This is a genomic window from Actinoallomurus spadix (assembly GCF_024055725.1).
Lineage (GTDB): Bacteria > Actinomycetota > Actinomycetes > Streptosporangiales > Streptosporangiaceae > Actinoallomurus > Actinoallomurus spadix.
Genome location: NZ_JAMXMX010000027.1, coordinates 1 through 15,015, shown reverse-complemented (window position 1 = coordinate 15,015; position 15,015 = coordinate 1). Strand labels below are relative to the sequence as shown.

The following is a 15,015-nucleotide window of genomic DNA, read 5'->3' as shown; positions in this document are numbered from 1 at the left end:
TAGTAGCCCGGATTCAGCAGGCGGGGAACAGGGTCAGCGCGCGCTGCTCGGCCGCGACCAGCAGCGGCTCCACCTCCGGCCAGAGGAGGAAGCCTTGAGCGAGCAAGGCCAGGCAGCTCTCCCGGTAGCGGTCGAGGTAGTCCTCCGCGGTCGGGTACCTGGCGTTCAGCGACTCGGCGGAGAACGGCGTCATGTTCCCGGCCAGCCAGGTCATCGCCGCCGGCTCGATCGTCGGCATCCACGGTGAGGGCCGGCATGCCCCGGGCACCGGTGTGCTGTGCGGGTGGTATCGCGCGACCGGTGTGGAGATCCACGGGGTGCGGATGCCTCCCAGGACGTTGCCGTCTTCGTCCCGTGCGAGGGACACCGCGTCCCCGTGACGTTCCCCGTCGAACACGAACCGGTCCGCGTGCGGCGGCGCCTGGCCTTCGGCGACCCATCGGTCCAGAAGGGAGAAGACGGCGCGGGCGACGAAATCCAGCCGGGCGTCACTGCGAATCTCCACGATCCGCCGGCTCGGGACCGGCAATCCGCGGCGGCGGTACTGCTCCTGGTTGGTGTTGACCTGATCCGGGCCGGTGCTGTCGTGTGAGGTACCCGCCACCTGATAGAGCCGGTACCGGTCGGCCGGATCGTCGCCGTCCGGGCGCAGGACCGGGCCATGGGTCTCGGACTCCACCTCACTGAGGAGTTCGATCACGGGCGCGTCGTGCCCGCCGATGGTGCGCCGGCCGTCCTCCATACCGGGCAGGCCGGGGTCGTCCGACAGACCGGGGTAGCCCGCGCCCGCCGCTCCGCCCGAGGAGATGCCGACGACGTAACCGTCGAAGACGGCCGCACCGCCGGGCAGCCGCCGGCGTTCGTGAAAGCCCTCGCCGAGGAACACCCGGCAGAAGCTGCCGGTCATCGACCAGCCCGAGAGGTAGGCGCGGGCGATGTCCGGTCCCTCGTCCCACAACCCGGCGGCGCGTGTACGCAGCGCGGTGACGATGTCCGCGACGATGTCGTAGCGCAGGCTTGGCGCAGGGATCGAGAGCTCGCCGTACCGTACCGGGTCGAACTCCGTTCGCATGGACTCGGCGATGCGCGGTTCCTGGGTGATGCCCACCCAGGCCGCGCCGGTGCGCATGATCCACGGGTGCAGCACGCGCCACGTGTTGGCCGTGTCGTACTCGGGATGCAGCGGTTCGGCCTGCACCACGCCGTTGAACCGCGCCGGGTCCGCGGGTCGGCGGATGAGAACCCGGGTCGTGTAGGGGACGTCGGTGTCGGCCGGCACCGCGCGCAGGCCGGCGTCATAGGTCCACGCGGTCGCGGTGCCTGTGACCAGGTACTCGTCTTCGCGGTACCCGGCGGAGGCGAGGTCGACGCCGAAGCCGGTTCCGGGGAGCCGGGCGGCTCCGAGCGGCAACGAGCCGGCGGACGTCTCGATCGGACGGGCGCGGAGGACTGTCATTTCGAGCCTCCGGTCGCCGTTGACCGCGGCTCGCGGGGAACATCGTCCTCGGCGTCCGACGGGAGTTCGCCATGGCGGTGGCACGCGACGGCGCCGTCGGCACCGGTCGGTTGCAGCACCGGTCGTTCCTGGAGGCACCGGTCCACGGCGAACCGGCAGCGGTGCGCGAACGGGCACGAGTCCCCGAGGGGCGCCGCGGCCTTGGGCTCGATCCGGTAGCTCGCACGCAGTTCACGCCGTTGTCGTTGCCGCAGCGGGTCGTGTACGGGGGCGGCGGCGAGCAGAGCCCGCGTGTAGGGGTGCTGGGGCGACTGGACCACGGATGCGGCGCTGCCGGTCTCCATGACGCGTCCCCGGTAGAGGACCAGGACGCGGTCGGAGACGTGCTCGACGACGCTCAGGTCGTGGGAGATGAACAGATAGCTCACCCCCAGGTCACGCTGGACATCGGTGAGGAGGTTGAGGATCTGTGCCTGGACGGACAGGTCCAGGGCGCTGACGGCCTCGTCGCAGACGACGAGCCGGGGACGAACGATGAACGCCCGCGCGATCGCGATCCGTTGCCGCTGACCGCCGGAGAACTGTGCGGGATAGCGGGAGGCGGCGTTCTCCGGCAGTCCGACCCGGTCGAGCATCTCCGCCACCTGCCGGCGTACGTCTCCTGTCTCGCCGCCCTCCCGCCGTAGCTTGGCCACGAGCGGCTCGGCGATGGTATGACCCACCGTTTTGGTCGGGTCCAGTGAGCTGACCGGATCCTGGAAGACGACCTGGATGTCGGTGATCGGCTTGCGCCGCCGTACGCGACGCGGATCCAGTTCGCGGCCCTCGAAGCGTATGGTGCCGGCCGTGACGGGGGTGATCCCGAGGATCGCCTTGGCGATCGTGGACTTTCCGGAGCCCGACTCACCGACCACGCCCAGCGTTTCGCCGGGGGCGACGGTCAGATCGACGGAGTCGACGGCACGGAAGCGCCGGCGCCGCCTGACCGGATAGTCGACGCACAGCCCCTCGACCTGAAGCAGCGGCTCGGTCTTCATCGGCGCGCCTCCCCGCCCAGCAGGGTGTCGACCCTGAGGCAGCGGGACAGCCGCCCTTCGGATATGTCCTTGACGGGGATCGCTCCTTCCGTGCATCCCGGCTGCGCGAGGTCGCACCGGCTCGCGAAGCGGCAGCCGGCCGGCCAGCGCTGTGGCGTGGGAACGGAACCGGGGATGGCCTGGATCCGCTCGCCGACGTGGGTGTTCTCGGGGCTGGACAGCAGCAGGGCCCGCGTGTAGGGATGTGCCGGCCGGTCGAAGACCTCGCCGGTCGGCGCGGTCTCGACCACCTGGCCGGCGTACATGACCACGACTTTCGTGCAGACGTCGGCGACGACACCCCAGTCGTGCGTGACCAGCAGGATCGCCATGTTGTTCTGCTGCTGCAGCGAGCGCAGCAGGTCGAGGATCTCCGCCTGCACGGTCACGTCGAGAGCCGTGGTGGGCTCGTCGGCGATGAGCAGTTCGGGGCGGCCGGCGATCGCCATCGCGATCGCGACCCGCTGGGCCATCCCACCCGAGATCTGGTGCGGGAATCGGCGGGCGACGGCCTCGGGGTCGGGGATCTCGACCATGCGCAGCAGCTCGATCACGCGGGCGTGCACCGCCTTGCCCTTGATCCCGTCGACTGCCCGGACGACCTCCGCGACCAGCGACCCGATGCGGAAGGAGGGGTCGAGCGCGGCCATCGGTTCCTGCGAGATCATGGCGATCCGGCGGCCGCGCAGCTTACGGAACGCGCGCTGGTCCAGATCCTGTACGGGGCTGCCGTCGAAGACGACCTGTCCCGAGGTGATCCGGCAGTTGCCGGGGAGCAGCCCGATCACCGCGCGCGCCGTCATCGTCTTGCCGCTACCCGACTCACCGACCAGGCCGACGGTCTCTCCCGCCGCGATGTCGAAGCCGACGGCGTCGAGCAGCCTGAGTGGACGACCGCCATCGGTCGCCACTGACAGGTCGCGCACCGAGAGCAGCATGTCCGTGGCGGGTTCGGGCCGGCCCGCCGTGTCGGGCGTGCCGGATCGCCGTTTGCGGCGTGCGGCGGGTGCGGCGGCGTACTTCTCCGCGCTGACGTCACGGACGACGTCGCCCAGCAGGCCGAAGGCCAGCACCGTGAGCGCGATGGTCACCCCGGGCGGCACGAGCATCCACGCGTCCTGGTTGAACACGGACGCGGCGTCGGCGACCATCCCTCCCCAGGTCGCCGCGGGCGGGGGAGGTCCCAGGGACAGGAACGTCAGACCGGTCTGCACCCCGAGGGTGACGGCCGCGAACAACGATGCCTGGATGATGATCGCGCCGCGACATCGGGGAAGCACGTGCCGCACGACGACCTGCAGCCGGGACAGGCCCATCAGTTCCGCCGCGGTCACGTAGAGCTCCTCGCGGGCGGCGAGCGCCGACCCGCGGATCACCCGCATCAGGCCGGACGAGCCCAGCACGCCGAACGCGATCATGGCCGAGGTCATGCTGTGCTCGAAGATCGACAGCACCGCGAGCAGGATGATGATGACCGGCACCGACATGACCACCTCGGCGACGCGCATGGCGATCCGGTCGAAGGTGCCGCCGAGGTACCCGGCGAGCAGACCCGTCGGCACCGCCACGATCAACAGCGTGACCACCGCCTCCAGCACGCCGAGCAGGGAGCTGCGACCACCGTGCAGCAACCGGCTGAGCAGATCGCGTCCCAGGCTGTCGGTGCCCAGCCAGTAGCGGCCCGACGGCCCGGACCGGACCGCGGACAAGTGCTGTGCCAGGGGGTCGTACGGCGCGATGAGCGGCGCGAGCGCGCAGGCGAGGATGAGCACGACGAGGAACGCGACGACGATCGCGCCCCTGGGCGACCTCAGCACCGACCGCACCAGGCCCGTGTTCGCCGCATCCGCCGCCGGGCGGGGCGCCGGCTCGGGCAGCGTTGTCAAGATGCCCTCACTTTCGGGTTCAGCATTCCGTACGCGAGGTCGACGAGCAGGTTGAGGATGATGACCATGACGGTGAAGTAGACGCCGATGCCGAGGATCACCGGCAGATCGTGGTCCGTGGTCGCCTGCGTGGCCAGGCTGCCCAGACCGGGGAGTACGAACACGCCCTCAACGAACACCGTGCCGCTGAGCATGGACACGGCGACCACGCCCAGCACCGTGACCACGGGGATGGCGGCATTGCGCAGCATGTGCTTGAGCACGATCCGCGACTCGGAGACACCGTTGCCGCGCAGGACCCGGATGTAGTCGGTGTCCTGCACCTCCAGCGTCGCGTCGCGGGCCTGCTTGGCCACCGCCGTGACTCCGAACAGGCTGAGCGCGATCACCGGCAGGACCAGTGAACGTACCCAGTGACCCGGCGACTCGGCGAGCGCGACGTAGCCGGTCGCCGGGAACAGGCGGATCTTCACGGCGAACAACGCCACCAGGACGATCGCCACCCAGAAGTTCGGCAGTGCGAGCCCGGTCAGCGACAGCACGTCGACCACGCGCGCCGCCGGCCCGCCGCGGATCGCGCTGAACATCCCGAGGGCGGTGCCGGCCACGGCGCTGACCAGCACGCAGCACAGCACCAGCGACACCGTGACCCCGAGCCGGGAGTTCAACTCCGAGGTGACGGCGTCTCCGGTGAACAGGGAGGCCCCGAGATCGCCGTGGAACAGCCCGGAGAGCCAGTGCCAATAGCGCTCGAGCCACGGCTGGTCCAGACCCATCTGCTGGTGCAGGGCGGCGATGCCCTCCGGCGTCGCGTTCTCCCCCAGGATGGTCCGCGCCGGGTCGCCCGGCACGAGCGATTCGAGGGCGAACACCACCACCGATACCAGCAACACCAACGGAATCGACAGGGCGACCCGGTGGGCCAGCAGCTTCAGCATGTCCGTCGTCCTCCTTCCGGCGTGGACGATTCCCCGTCGCCTACTTGATCTTCCAGGCGAGATCGGCCGTGGGAGCCACCGGCATCGGGTTGGGGTTCAGCACCGAGGTCTTGACGTTGGTCAGCTTCGGGCTGGCGTACAGCAGGTTCTGGGTGGAGAACACCGGGACGTACCAGGTGAGGTCGTGATAGCGCTGGGAGGCCTGCTGATAGAGGCGCGTGCGGTCGGCGCCGTTGGACGCGAATGCCTTCGCCAGCGTCGACTCCAGTTGCCGGTCCTTGTTGCCGAATGGGTTGAACAACCCGTTGGCGATCTGGTTGTGCGCCTGGAACATGTCGGTCCCCGCGCTGGGGAAGATGATCGCGGGGTACTTCTTGCTCATCGCGTCACCGGCGAACTGCCCGATACCGGTCGACTGCACGTGCAGCGTGGCCTTGATGCCGATGGCCCCGAGCGCGTGCACGATGGCCTGCGAGTAGGTGGTGTTCCGATCGAGGAGGGATTCGGTGAGGATGGTCATCGAGAAACCGTCCGCGTAACCCGCCTCGGCCATCAGGCTCTTCGCCTTGGCCAGGTCGTACTCGTATCCGGCCTGCGGCAGGTACCCGTCGGTTCCGGGTAGCAGCACCTGTGTGCTGGGAGCGGCGTACTGTCCGCCGAGGGCGTTCGCCAGGCCCTTGCGGTCGAGCGCGTAGGCGATCGCCTGCCGGACCCGAGCGTCGCCCAGCGGCTTACTGATCTTCCCGGCGGAGTCGGCCAGGATCAGCGTCCAGTTGAAGAACGGCGCGGACAACACCTGCAGCTTGGCTTGTTTCGCCGCATCGGCCGTCGAGGCGGCGCCGCCGGCGAACTGCACCTGCCCGGTCTGGGCGGCGGACAGAACGGCCTGCGCGTCGCCGATGACGCGGATGGCGACCCCGCTGAACATCTGGGCGGAGGGGTTGAAATAGCTCGGGTTCTTTTCGTAGTTGTAGCGACTGTTCGCGACCGACGTCTTACCGTTGTAGACGTACTGGCCGGTTCCGTCGCTGGCCGTCAGCAGAGACTGCGGATTCGCCAGGCCCTTCGGCCCGATGATCATCCCGATCCCGTGGTACTGCGTCATGGTCATGGCGGCGTCGGGGTTCGGGGCCTTGTACGTGACGCGGACCTTGTCCGGCCCGACGGCGGAGATCGAGTCGACCGGGCCGGCGTCGCCGACCAGGCCGCCACCGGCCTTGCGGAAGTAGTTCATCGACGCGACCACCGCGTCGGCCGTCAGCGGGCTGCCGTCAGTGAACTTGACCCCATGGCGCAGGGTCATCTCGAAGACCTTGTTGTCCTGGCCGACGTAGTTCCAGGAGGTGGCCAGGTCCGGCACGAGCTTGCCATCGCCACTGAGATGGATCAGCGAGTCGTAGGCCAGCGCGGTGAACGCCGTCGAGAGCCCGTTGCCGCCCAGCGCCGGGTTGAGGCTGATCGGCGGCCCCGCGAACTGCAACGTGAGCTTCGATGACGAGGCACCACCCGAAGACCCACCGCTGGACGACGAACACGCCGCCGCGCCGAGCAGCGGCAGGGTCATCGCGACAGCGCTGATCACTCCCACCCTCATCGGTGAGCGCCGTCCGCTACGTGAAGGTCTGCGCATTGTTTCCTCCTCATCTCCGGGGAGCGGCTGACCGCCTCACGCCTGCGCGGCAGTGCCGACCGTGATCGGGCAACGACGGCCGTTGTGGTGGCGCCGTTGAGCCTGGGGCCATCGGATCGCCGTTGCGCGAGTGTGGGCTGGATCATATGGACTGGATCTGCCAGGCGTCAACGCTTGTGTCGCACGTTCTGCCCCGCGTACTGTTTGCAGGTGGCTGGGCAGATGGATAAACGGTGCGGCTAGAAGGCTTCCCGTGGCCAAAAGGATGTAGCTCGTTGCCATTGGTTGCGAGCTTGTGTCGTGTTATCCGGTCCGCTGGTGGGCTCGCGATAACGGAATGGGGTGAGTGAACTTGGATGCGCTCGGCCAACTCGCGGCGCTGTACGAGACACGTACCGGTCCGGTGCCCGCCGCCCTGGACGACCGGCCGACGGTGGCGTACGTGGGCGCGGACGTTCCCACGGAGGTGCTCTCCGCAGCCGGATTCGCCCCGTTCCGCTTTCCCGGCCGGTCCGGCGCGTACGAGTCGGCCGCGCGCTACTGCGGCCCGGGCATCGACGGGGCCGCCGTCTCCCAGCTCGCGCGGTTGCTGGACGGGGACGCGGCCGCCTCGGCCGGCCTGGCGCTGTCCGCCGACTGCGAGGGCACCGTGCGATTGTTCTTGTACCTGCGCGAGATCCAGCGCCTGGAACGACGCCCGGGCATACCGCGACTCTCCTACTTCGACCTGCTGCACCTGCCGCAACGCACGTCGGCCGTCTACAACCGGAGTCGGCTGGACGCCTTCATCGCCGAGATGAGCGAGTGGGCGCACCGGCCGATCACCGACGCGGACCTGCGGGAGGCCGCGGCCGAGCACGACCGGGTCCGCGCGCTGATCCGTGCGGTGGGAAGCGAACTCCGCACCGCGCCGGACGGACCACGGCTGACCGGGGTCCAGGCGCTCGCGGTGATCGGCGCGGCCTTCGTCAGCTCACCACGGGTATGGTGCGCGCTGGCCGAGCAACTGCTGGCCGACGCCGGCGACCTGCCGCGCCGGCCGGGGATCCGGGTGTTCCTCACCGGCTGTGGCCACGACAACCCGTCGGCCTACCAGTTGATCGAATCGCTCGGCGCGGTCATCGTCGGTGAGGACCACGACTGGGGCGCCCTCGCCGGCGAACGGGACATCGGGCCCTCGCAGCACCTCCGCAGCGCGCTCGTGCGATCCCGCGCGCTGGCCGCGCCCGCATCCGCCGGGCATGCCGCGGCACTACGCGCCGAGCAGACGGCACGGATGGCCGCCGCCTGCGGCGCGGACCTGGTCGTCGCCTGGACTCGGCAGTACGACGACGCGCCGGCGTGGGATGTGCCGGTGCAACGCGAGTCCCTCGAGCGCGTGGGCATTCCGCTGGTGGCCGTTCCAGCACAACCGTACGGCGCGGCGAGGCACGACGACGCCGCCGACCTGCTGATGAGCGCACTGCACGAGCGGACCGCGGAGATGTCCCGATGAGCGAATTCACCCGAGGCCGTCGCACCGGCGCCAGCCTGCCCTCGGCCAAGGCGGCCACCACCTACCAGCGGCAGTGGTTCGCCCGCCTGAAGGAACGCGCCGCCGCCGGTGATCCGGTCGCGCTCGTCAACGCCGACGCGCCGCAGGAGATCCTGCGGGCACTGGACATCCCCTATGTGGTCAACCAGTGGTGGGCGTCGGTGTGCGCGGCGAAACAGCGGTCCGGCCCTTACCTCCGGCTCCTCGCCGAGCGCGGCTATCCGGCGGACCAGGAGCAGTACAACAGCCTGGCGCTGGCGTCCACGTTCGACGACGATCCCCCGTGGGGCGGGCTTCCCCCGATCAGCTTCGTCCTCGCCGAAATGACGGGGGACGCGCTGCGGAAGGTGTTCGAGGCCTGGCAGCGCGAACGAGGCGCCACCTTCCTCGGCTTCGAACGGACTGTTCCGCGCGAGGTGGACCCGCACTGGTGGGACCGCATCGAGGACGATTGGGAAGCGCTGGTCGGCAAGCCGCGGATAGACCTGATGACCGCGGAACTGACCGGCGTCATCCGCCACCTCGAAGTCGCCACCGGCCGGACCTTCGACGAGGAACGCTTCCGTACGGTGATGGAGCTGGTCAACGAGCAACAGCTCTACAACCGGGCGACTCGTGACCTGATCGCCCGCACGAGCCCCGCCCCGATCACCATCGCCGACAGCATTCCCAGCGTCATGATCCCCCAATGGCATCGGGGAACCGAATGGGCCCGCGATGCGGCACGCACCTTCTACGAAGAAGTGCGCGAACGCGCCGACAACGGCGAGTCACCGTGCCCCGACGAGCAGATCCGCCTGATGTGGGTCGGTACGGGTCTGTGGTTCGACATGGGCTTCTACAGCTGGTTCCAGGAAACGTATGGGGCGATGTTCGTCTGGTCGATGTATCTGGGCCTGGCGGCCGACGGATACATCCGCCACGGCGAGGACCCCTTGCGCACTCTCGCCGGCCGCTTCGCCGCGTTTCCCGACATGATCAACGCACCGCCCTGGGCCAGCGAATGGTACGCCAAGGAAGCCGTGCACAACCGCATCGACGGCGCCGTGCACATGGCGACCACGGACCGGAGAGGCAACTACTTCGTCAACCGCGCCATCGAGGCGGCCGGTGTGCCGGTCCTGCAGATCGTCGGCGACAGCGGCGATGCGCGCAGCTGGGACCAGGAGGCCGTGCAGGCACAGGTCGCCGAGTTCATCGAGAAGCGGGTCGCACCCGTGGCCGCGCGGCGGCGAGCCCGCGAGGAGCGCCGCCGATGAGTACCCGGCAGGACGCGACCCCACCTTCGAGCCACCAAGGAACCTTCCATGACTGAGTCCACTGCCGAGATCCCCCGCCCGCTGGAGGGCGTCACCGTCGTCGACCTGACCATCGCGCTGGCCGGCCCGTACGCGACTCTCCTCCTCAGTGGTCTCGGCGCCCGCGTCATCAAGGTGGAGAACCCGGACGGGGGCGACCGGGTGCGTAACAACGCGCCCTACTTCGGCCGCGATGGGCTGTCGATGCGGCGGCAGCACGACGACGACATGTCGCTCGGCGTGCTCGAACGGACCCGCGGCAAGGAGAGCGTGACGCTCAACCTCAAAGATCCGGCGGCCGCCGAGGTCTTCGCCGACCTCGTCCGCCATGCGGACATCGTGGTGGAGAACTACAGCCGCGGCACGGCCGATCGGCTCGGTGTCGGTTATGCGGCGGCACAGGCCGCCAATCCGCGCATCGTCTACTGCTCGATCTCCGGATTCGGGGCACAAGGCGTCCCGGGCGCGGGCAAGGCCATGGACGCGATCATCCAGGCGCTCTCCGGCACGATGATGACCTCCGGCGAGGACGGCGATCCACCGGTGCGTGTCGGCATCCCGATCGGGGACCTGTCCGCGCCGCTGTTCGCCGTGATCGGCATTCTCGGTGCGCTGCGCCAAGCGGAGGCCACCGGAATCGGGCAGCATGTGGATGTGTCCATGCTCGGTTCCCTCACGGCGTTGGTGGCCGGCGAACAGTCCCATCTGCTCGAGCCGCTCGGCCGGTCCGGTCGCACCGGTCGCTTCATGCCGCGGCTCGCGCCGTTCGGGGTCTTCCGCACCAATGACGGATGGGTCGCGATCTGCGCCCCGGAGACGAAGTTCGCCCAAGGCGTCCTTGCCGCACTCGGGCGGCCCGAGTGGTGCGACGACGAGCGGTTCGCCAGCCGAGACGGCCGGGTGGAGCATGCCGACGAACTGCACGAGCTCATCGAGGAATGGACGACAAAGCGCACTACGGAAGACGTCGTTGCGGCTCTAGAGGCACGCGGCGTGCCGTGTGCGCCGGTGCGCCGGCCGGCTGAAGCGGTGGGCGATGAGCTGTTGCTGTCCCGGGGGGACACGATGCCACTACGACACCCGGCCTACGGGACGACCGAGGGACTGATCGGCAGCGGCCTGCCAGTGCATTTGTCGCGTTCCCGGACCGGTTACCGTTCGTCGGTGCCGGCCCTCGGCGAGGACAACAAACGGGTGTACCGCGATCTCCTCGGATATTCCGAGGGCCGGATCGACGAGCTCGCCAGCCGGGGAGTGATCGGATGAGTCCGACGCCGTCCCTGGACCTGCCGAGATCACAAGCGGGCTCGTCATCGCAGCACCTGCTGACCACGTTGCTCGGTGACTACTGGCTAGGGCGCACCGAGCACCTGCCTTCCGCCGCGCTCGTCGCCCTGCTCGGTGAATTCGACATCGGCCCCACAGCGGCCCGCGCCGCGCTGGGCCGCCTGGCCCGGCGAGGAGTCGTGGTCCCTTCGAAAGTGGGCCGCAACTCCTACTACGGCTTGGCGCCCGGGGCCTCGGACATGCTCATGGCGGGCGGCTACCGGTTCGTTTCGTTCGGCCAGGAGAACGAATCCTGGGACGGGCAGTGGACCGTTGCGATGTTCACCCTGTCCGAGCGCGAGCGCGAACAGCGCTACTCGATCTACTCGCGGCTGCGCTGGCTGGGGTTCGCGCCGCTCTACGACGGTACCTGGGTCTCGGCCAGGCCGGTCGCGGAGCAAGCCCGCCAGGAGTTCGACGAGCTGGGTCTGGGAGAGGTCACCATCTTCCGTGCGGTCGAGCACACGCCGTCGGCACGGCGGCCGATCGATGCCTGGGACCTGGACGAGATCGCGGCACGCTACACCGAGTTCGTCACCGCCTACGAACCGCTCCGCACACAGGTCCGCAACGGTCACGTCGGCGCGAGCCAGGCCCTGCTGTCCCGCACGCACATCATGGACAGTTGGCGGAGCTTCCCGGGGATCGACCCGGACCTGCCGTCGAACCTCCTGCCCAGCAGGTGGCCGCGCCGCGAAGCGTACGAACTGTTCGTCGAGGTCTACGACATGCTTGGTTCCCTCGCCGCGATCCGGGTGCGGCAGATCGTCGAACGGTACTCCCCCGACCTCGCCGAACTGATCAAGTACAACACGACCGACGATCTTCTCGAGCTCGGCCGCCAAGCTCTCGAACGGCGCCGCGTGCCGCATCAGATGGAGACCGCCGGCGAAGCGCTCGGCCTGAACGCCACAGCCTGAACGGTCGATCGTATCTTGGTGTGGTTTCTTTTCAGGGACTGATTGATCGAGGGGAATATCACCGGCCGGCCCGCGTTCACTGCCGGTGATGACCATCAAGCCTCCTACCGCCGCCTTCGAAACGGAGCTGGGATGAACGACCAGGACACCGCACCAGGACGGCCGGCCGACGCACTCGACGTCCGCCACGACACCTTCACCGTCTCCCGGCGCCTGGACGCGTCCCCGGCCGCGGTCTTCGCCGCCTTCGCCGACACCGCGATCCGACGCCGCTGGTTCAAGCTCCCCGGAGCGGGCGCCACCTACCAGCACGAGTTCGGTGTCGGCGGTGGCGAGACCGCCCAGAGCACCTTCACCGTCATGGACGCGCCGCCGGAACACCTCGACTACCGATCGCGCTACATCGACATCGTGCCGGACCAGCGCATCGTCTTCGCCTACGAATCCACCGTCAACGACGTACGGCGCTGGACCTCACTCGTAACGGTCCTGCTCGCCGACGAGGCCGGATCCACCCGACTGACCTGGACCGAACAGGTCACCTTCCTCACCCGGACCGGCGACGGCTCCGCCGACCTCCCGCACCTGCGCGGCGGAACAGCGCTTCGCCTCAACGGCCTGGCAGCGGCACTCCAGCCGCCGGCGTGACCCTCTCCGCTGCGCTGATCCCGCAGGTTCCCACCCGGCAGAACTCGGAGGCCGCTTCCGAGCGTTCGGCCGAACGTACGAGCGTCTTGTCGCTCGCCGTCACGGGCGGCGCTCTCCCGTCAGCGCGGCCAGGCATTCGGCGGCCGATAGGCATCCCGCCGTCGTGAGATCCAGGTTCGCCAGCGAGGCCTTGTGCGCGTCCTCGGTCGCGGCCGTCACGCAGTCGGTCACCGGATGCACGTGGAACCCGAGGTCCGTGGCGTGGCGGGCCGTCTGCTCGACGGTCAGGTTGGTCGCCACCCCGGTGATGAAGAGCGTGGTGACGCCGTCGCCACGCAGGCGCTCCGCCAGGTCGTTGCCCGCAAGACCGGACAGCTTCTGGTTGTCGACCACGTTGTCCGCCTCAACGAGATGGTGCATCTCGTCGATGATCCGCGCGCCCGGCGCGTCCGGACGGAAGCTCTCCTGCGCGTCCGCGACGGCCCGCATGAAGGCGGTGTTCCGCACCAGCCCACCCTCGTCCTCGGGGATGGTGAAGCGCGTGAAGTAAAGCGGGACCCCCGCTCGGGTCGCGTCCTCATGGAAGCGCACCGCCCTGGCGATCACACCGCTACGTTCGACCGGCTCGCCGAGCATCCCACCGAAGTAGCCGTCGCGCCGGATGACGTTCACCTGCCAGTGCAGCGCCAGTATCGCCGCTCGCCGAGTCTCGATCGCCATCGGCCGTCCCCCATCCCGATCCACCGCCGTGTGCCTTCGCATCTTGGCATGCGACCTCACGCACGTCGCATCGGCACCGACCCGGCCCCGTCGGCGGTGGCCGGGCCGATAGCCTGCACCTGTGCAGAAGGCGGTGCCCGGGGGCGACCACGATGGCTGACGACGAGGACGTCCGCAGGTTGGCGCTCGCGCTCCCTCACGTGGTCGAGATCGACAGTGACGGCTTCGATTTCCGGGTCGCCGGCAAGGGCTTCGTCTGGTCCTACCCCGAGCGCAGACCGGGTAGGCCGCGTGTCATCCGGACGGACATCGCCGTGCTGTACGTCGGCGACGAGGCGGAGAAGCAGGCGTTGCTGCTCGGCGAGCCGGAACGCTTCTTCACCACGCCCGCCTACGACGGGATGCCTCTGGTCATGCTGTGGCTGGAGAAAGTGGATCTCGATCGTCTGGAAGAACTCGTCACCGACGCCTGGCGCATGCGTGCACCGGACACGCTCGTCGGTGAACTCGGCATCGCGGCCGAATCGCCCGGCCCGGGCCCAGGCTGAGCGGAGCCGGCCGCCTCGGGCCGCACCTTCCCATCCCGGCCGGACCGGAACGGCCGGGATGCCGCGGCCGCTGAAACTTTCAGCTCGGGGCGGCCCGCGAAGGTGACCTGACGACCTCCTGAGCCGCCTTCGTACCGGCGATCCCCCGCCCGGTCCCGGCTTCGGATGCCGGCGGCGGTACCAGGCGATTACCGCCGTTTCCATCCGCCGCTCGGGCATTCGCGGATACACCCACGCTCGGTGGCGCGTCGCGGCAGGCCCGGCTCGGCCGGTCGCCGCCCGATTGACATCCGTCTGTGCGGGCGTCAGGGTGACGGCCAGTGTTACCGGTAACACAACTGAGGCAGGCCCCGGTCATCCCTCCTTCACCCGTACCCCAACGACGTCCTCCGGTCGGCGGCACACCCCGTTGCCCGCCTCATTCGTCCCGTACCGTCAGTTGTCCCGGGAAGAGGTTCCCATGCACAGAACACGTCTCAGGAAGGAGCGCCGCGCGCTGATGGCGGCGCTGGCCATGCTGGCCGCGTGCGCCGTCGCCCTCGCGGTCAGCCTCGTGGCCGACCCGGCTCGGGCCGACGTCACCGGCGCCCTGCGCGGCGTCGGTTCCGGCCGGTGCCTGGATGTGGTGGGCCAGAGTCAGAACGACGGCACCTCCCTGCAGATCTATGACTGCTGGGGCGGCGCGAACCAGCAGTGGACCTCGACCTCCAGCGGCCAGTTGACCGTGTACGGCGGCAAGTGCCTGGATGTGCCGAACCACGCGACCGCCGCCGGTACGCGAGTGCAGATCTGGACCTGCAACGGTGGCACCAACCAGCAGTGGCGCGTCAACTCCGACGGCACGGTGGTCGGCGTGGAGTCCGGACTGTGCCTGGACGTCACGGGCGCCGGTACGGCCAACGGCACCGGGGTGGACCTCTGGACGTGCAACGGCGCTTCCAACCAGCAGTGGACCGGCCTGCCGGGCTCGACCCCGACCTCGACCCCGACCGGGGGTACGTGCTCGCTTCCCTCGACGTACCGCTGGACCTCGAC

Annotated in this window: 13 protein-coding genes; 7 read left to right on the top strand and 6 right to left on the bottom strand. The window is 69.3% G+C overall.

Annotated elements, in window-relative coordinates; all coding sequences use genetic code 11:
* Nucleotides 1-13 precede the first annotated feature (13 nt).
* From NE235_RS30500 to NE235_RS30480, 5 genes are read right to left on the bottom strand one after another with little or no spacing between them, the layout of a single operon-like run.
* Entirely contained in the window at nucleotides 14-1,456 is a 1,443-nt protein-coding gene (locus tag NE235_RS30500; protein WP_252809020.1) for an alpha/beta hydrolase domain-containing protein, read from the bottom strand.
* Nucleotides 1,453-2,493, bottom strand: coding sequence for an oligopeptide/dipeptide ABC transporter ATP-binding protein (locus NE235_RS30495; RefSeq protein WP_252809018.1), 1,041 nt, complete (start codon nucleotides 2,491-2,493; stop codon nucleotides 1,453-1,455). Before NE235_RS30495 ends, NE235_RS30500 begins: the two co-directional genes overlap by 4 nt.
* Nucleotides 2,490-4,418 (bottom strand): dipeptide/oligopeptide/nickel ABC transporter permease/ATP-binding protein, encoded by a 1,929-nt coding sequence (locus NE235_RS30490; RefSeq protein WP_252809016.1) that lies wholly within the window; start codon nucleotides 4,416-4,418, stop codon nucleotides 2,490-2,492. The genes NE235_RS30495 and NE235_RS30490 overlap by 4 nt, the downstream gene beginning before the upstream one ends.
* On the bottom strand, nucleotides 4,415-5,356 hold the full coding sequence (locus NE235_RS30485; RefSeq protein WP_252809014.1) for an ABC transporter permease: 942 nt from the start codon (nucleotides 5,354-5,356) through the stop codon (nucleotides 4,415-4,417). Before NE235_RS30485 ends, NE235_RS30490 begins: the two co-directional genes overlap by 4 nt.
* A 40-nt stretch (nucleotides 5,357-5,396) precedes the next feature.
* Nucleotides 5,397-6,938, bottom strand: coding sequence for an ABC transporter substrate-binding protein (locus NE235_RS30480; RefSeq protein WP_252809011.1), 1,542 nt, complete (start codon nucleotides 6,936-6,938; stop codon nucleotides 5,397-5,399).
* Between the two features lie 394 nt (nucleotides 6,939-7,332).
* On the opposite strand from NE235_RS30480, the gene NE235_RS30475 reads away from it, so the two are divergent.
* From NE235_RS30475 to NE235_RS30455, 5 genes are all read left to right on the top strand, one after another.
* Entirely contained in the window at nucleotides 7,333-8,481 is a 1,149-nt protein-coding gene (locus tag NE235_RS30475) for a 2-hydroxyacyl-CoA dehydratase family protein (protein ID WP_252809009.1), read from the top strand.
* Nucleotides 8,478-9,779: a 2-hydroxyacyl-CoA dehydratase subunit D gene (locus NE235_RS30470; RefSeq protein WP_252809007.1), complete on the top strand. Its 1,302-nt coding sequence runs from the start codon at nucleotides 8,478-8,480 to the stop codon at nucleotides 9,777-9,779. Before NE235_RS30475 ends, NE235_RS30470 begins: the two co-directional genes overlap by 4 nt.
* A 48-nt stretch (nucleotides 9,780-9,827) precedes the next feature.
* Nucleotides 9,828-11,084: a CaiB/BaiF CoA transferase family protein gene (locus tag NE235_RS30465; protein WP_252809005.1), complete on the top strand. Its 1,257-nt coding sequence runs from the start codon at nucleotides 9,828-9,830 to the stop codon at nucleotides 11,082-11,084.
* A gap of 68 nt (nucleotides 11,085-11,152) precedes the next feature.
* Nucleotides 11,153-12,064 (top strand): PaaX family transcriptional regulator, encoded by a 912-nt coding sequence (locus NE235_RS30460; RefSeq protein ID WP_252809003.1) that lies wholly within the window; start codon nucleotides 11,153-11,155, stop codon nucleotides 12,062-12,064.
* A 132-nt stretch (nucleotides 12,065-12,196) separates the two neighbouring features.
* Complete coding sequence (locus NE235_RS30455; protein WP_252809000.1) at nucleotides 12,197-12,712, top strand: SRPBCC domain-containing protein; 516 nt, start codon at nucleotides 12,197-12,199, stop codon at nucleotides 12,710-12,712.
* Between the two features lie 99 nt (nucleotides 12,713-12,811).
* Here NE235_RS30455 and NE235_RS30450 read toward each other — a convergent pair whose 3' ends face one another.
* Nucleotides 12,812-13,432 carry a cysteine hydrolase gene (locus NE235_RS30450; RefSeq protein WP_252808998.1) on the bottom strand — a complete coding sequence of 207 codons (621 nt, stop codon included), beginning with the start codon at nucleotides 13,430-13,432 and terminating at the stop codon, nucleotides 12,812-12,814.
* 152 nt (nucleotides 13,433-13,584) lie between these two features.
* On the opposite strand from NE235_RS30450, the gene NE235_RS30445 reads away from it, so the two are divergent.
* Both NE235_RS30445 and NE235_RS30440 read left to right on the top strand, forming a co-directional pair.
* Nucleotides 13,585-13,980 (top strand): MmcQ/YjbR family DNA-binding protein, encoded by a 396-nt coding sequence (locus NE235_RS30445; RefSeq protein ID WP_343887037.1) that lies wholly within the window; start codon nucleotides 13,585-13,587, stop codon nucleotides 13,978-13,980.
* A gap of 460 nt (nucleotides 13,981-14,440) precedes the next feature.
* The coding region (locus NE235_RS30440; RefSeq protein WP_252808994.1) for an RICIN domain-containing protein at nucleotides 14,441-15,015 on the top strand (575 nt) is incomplete at its 3' end.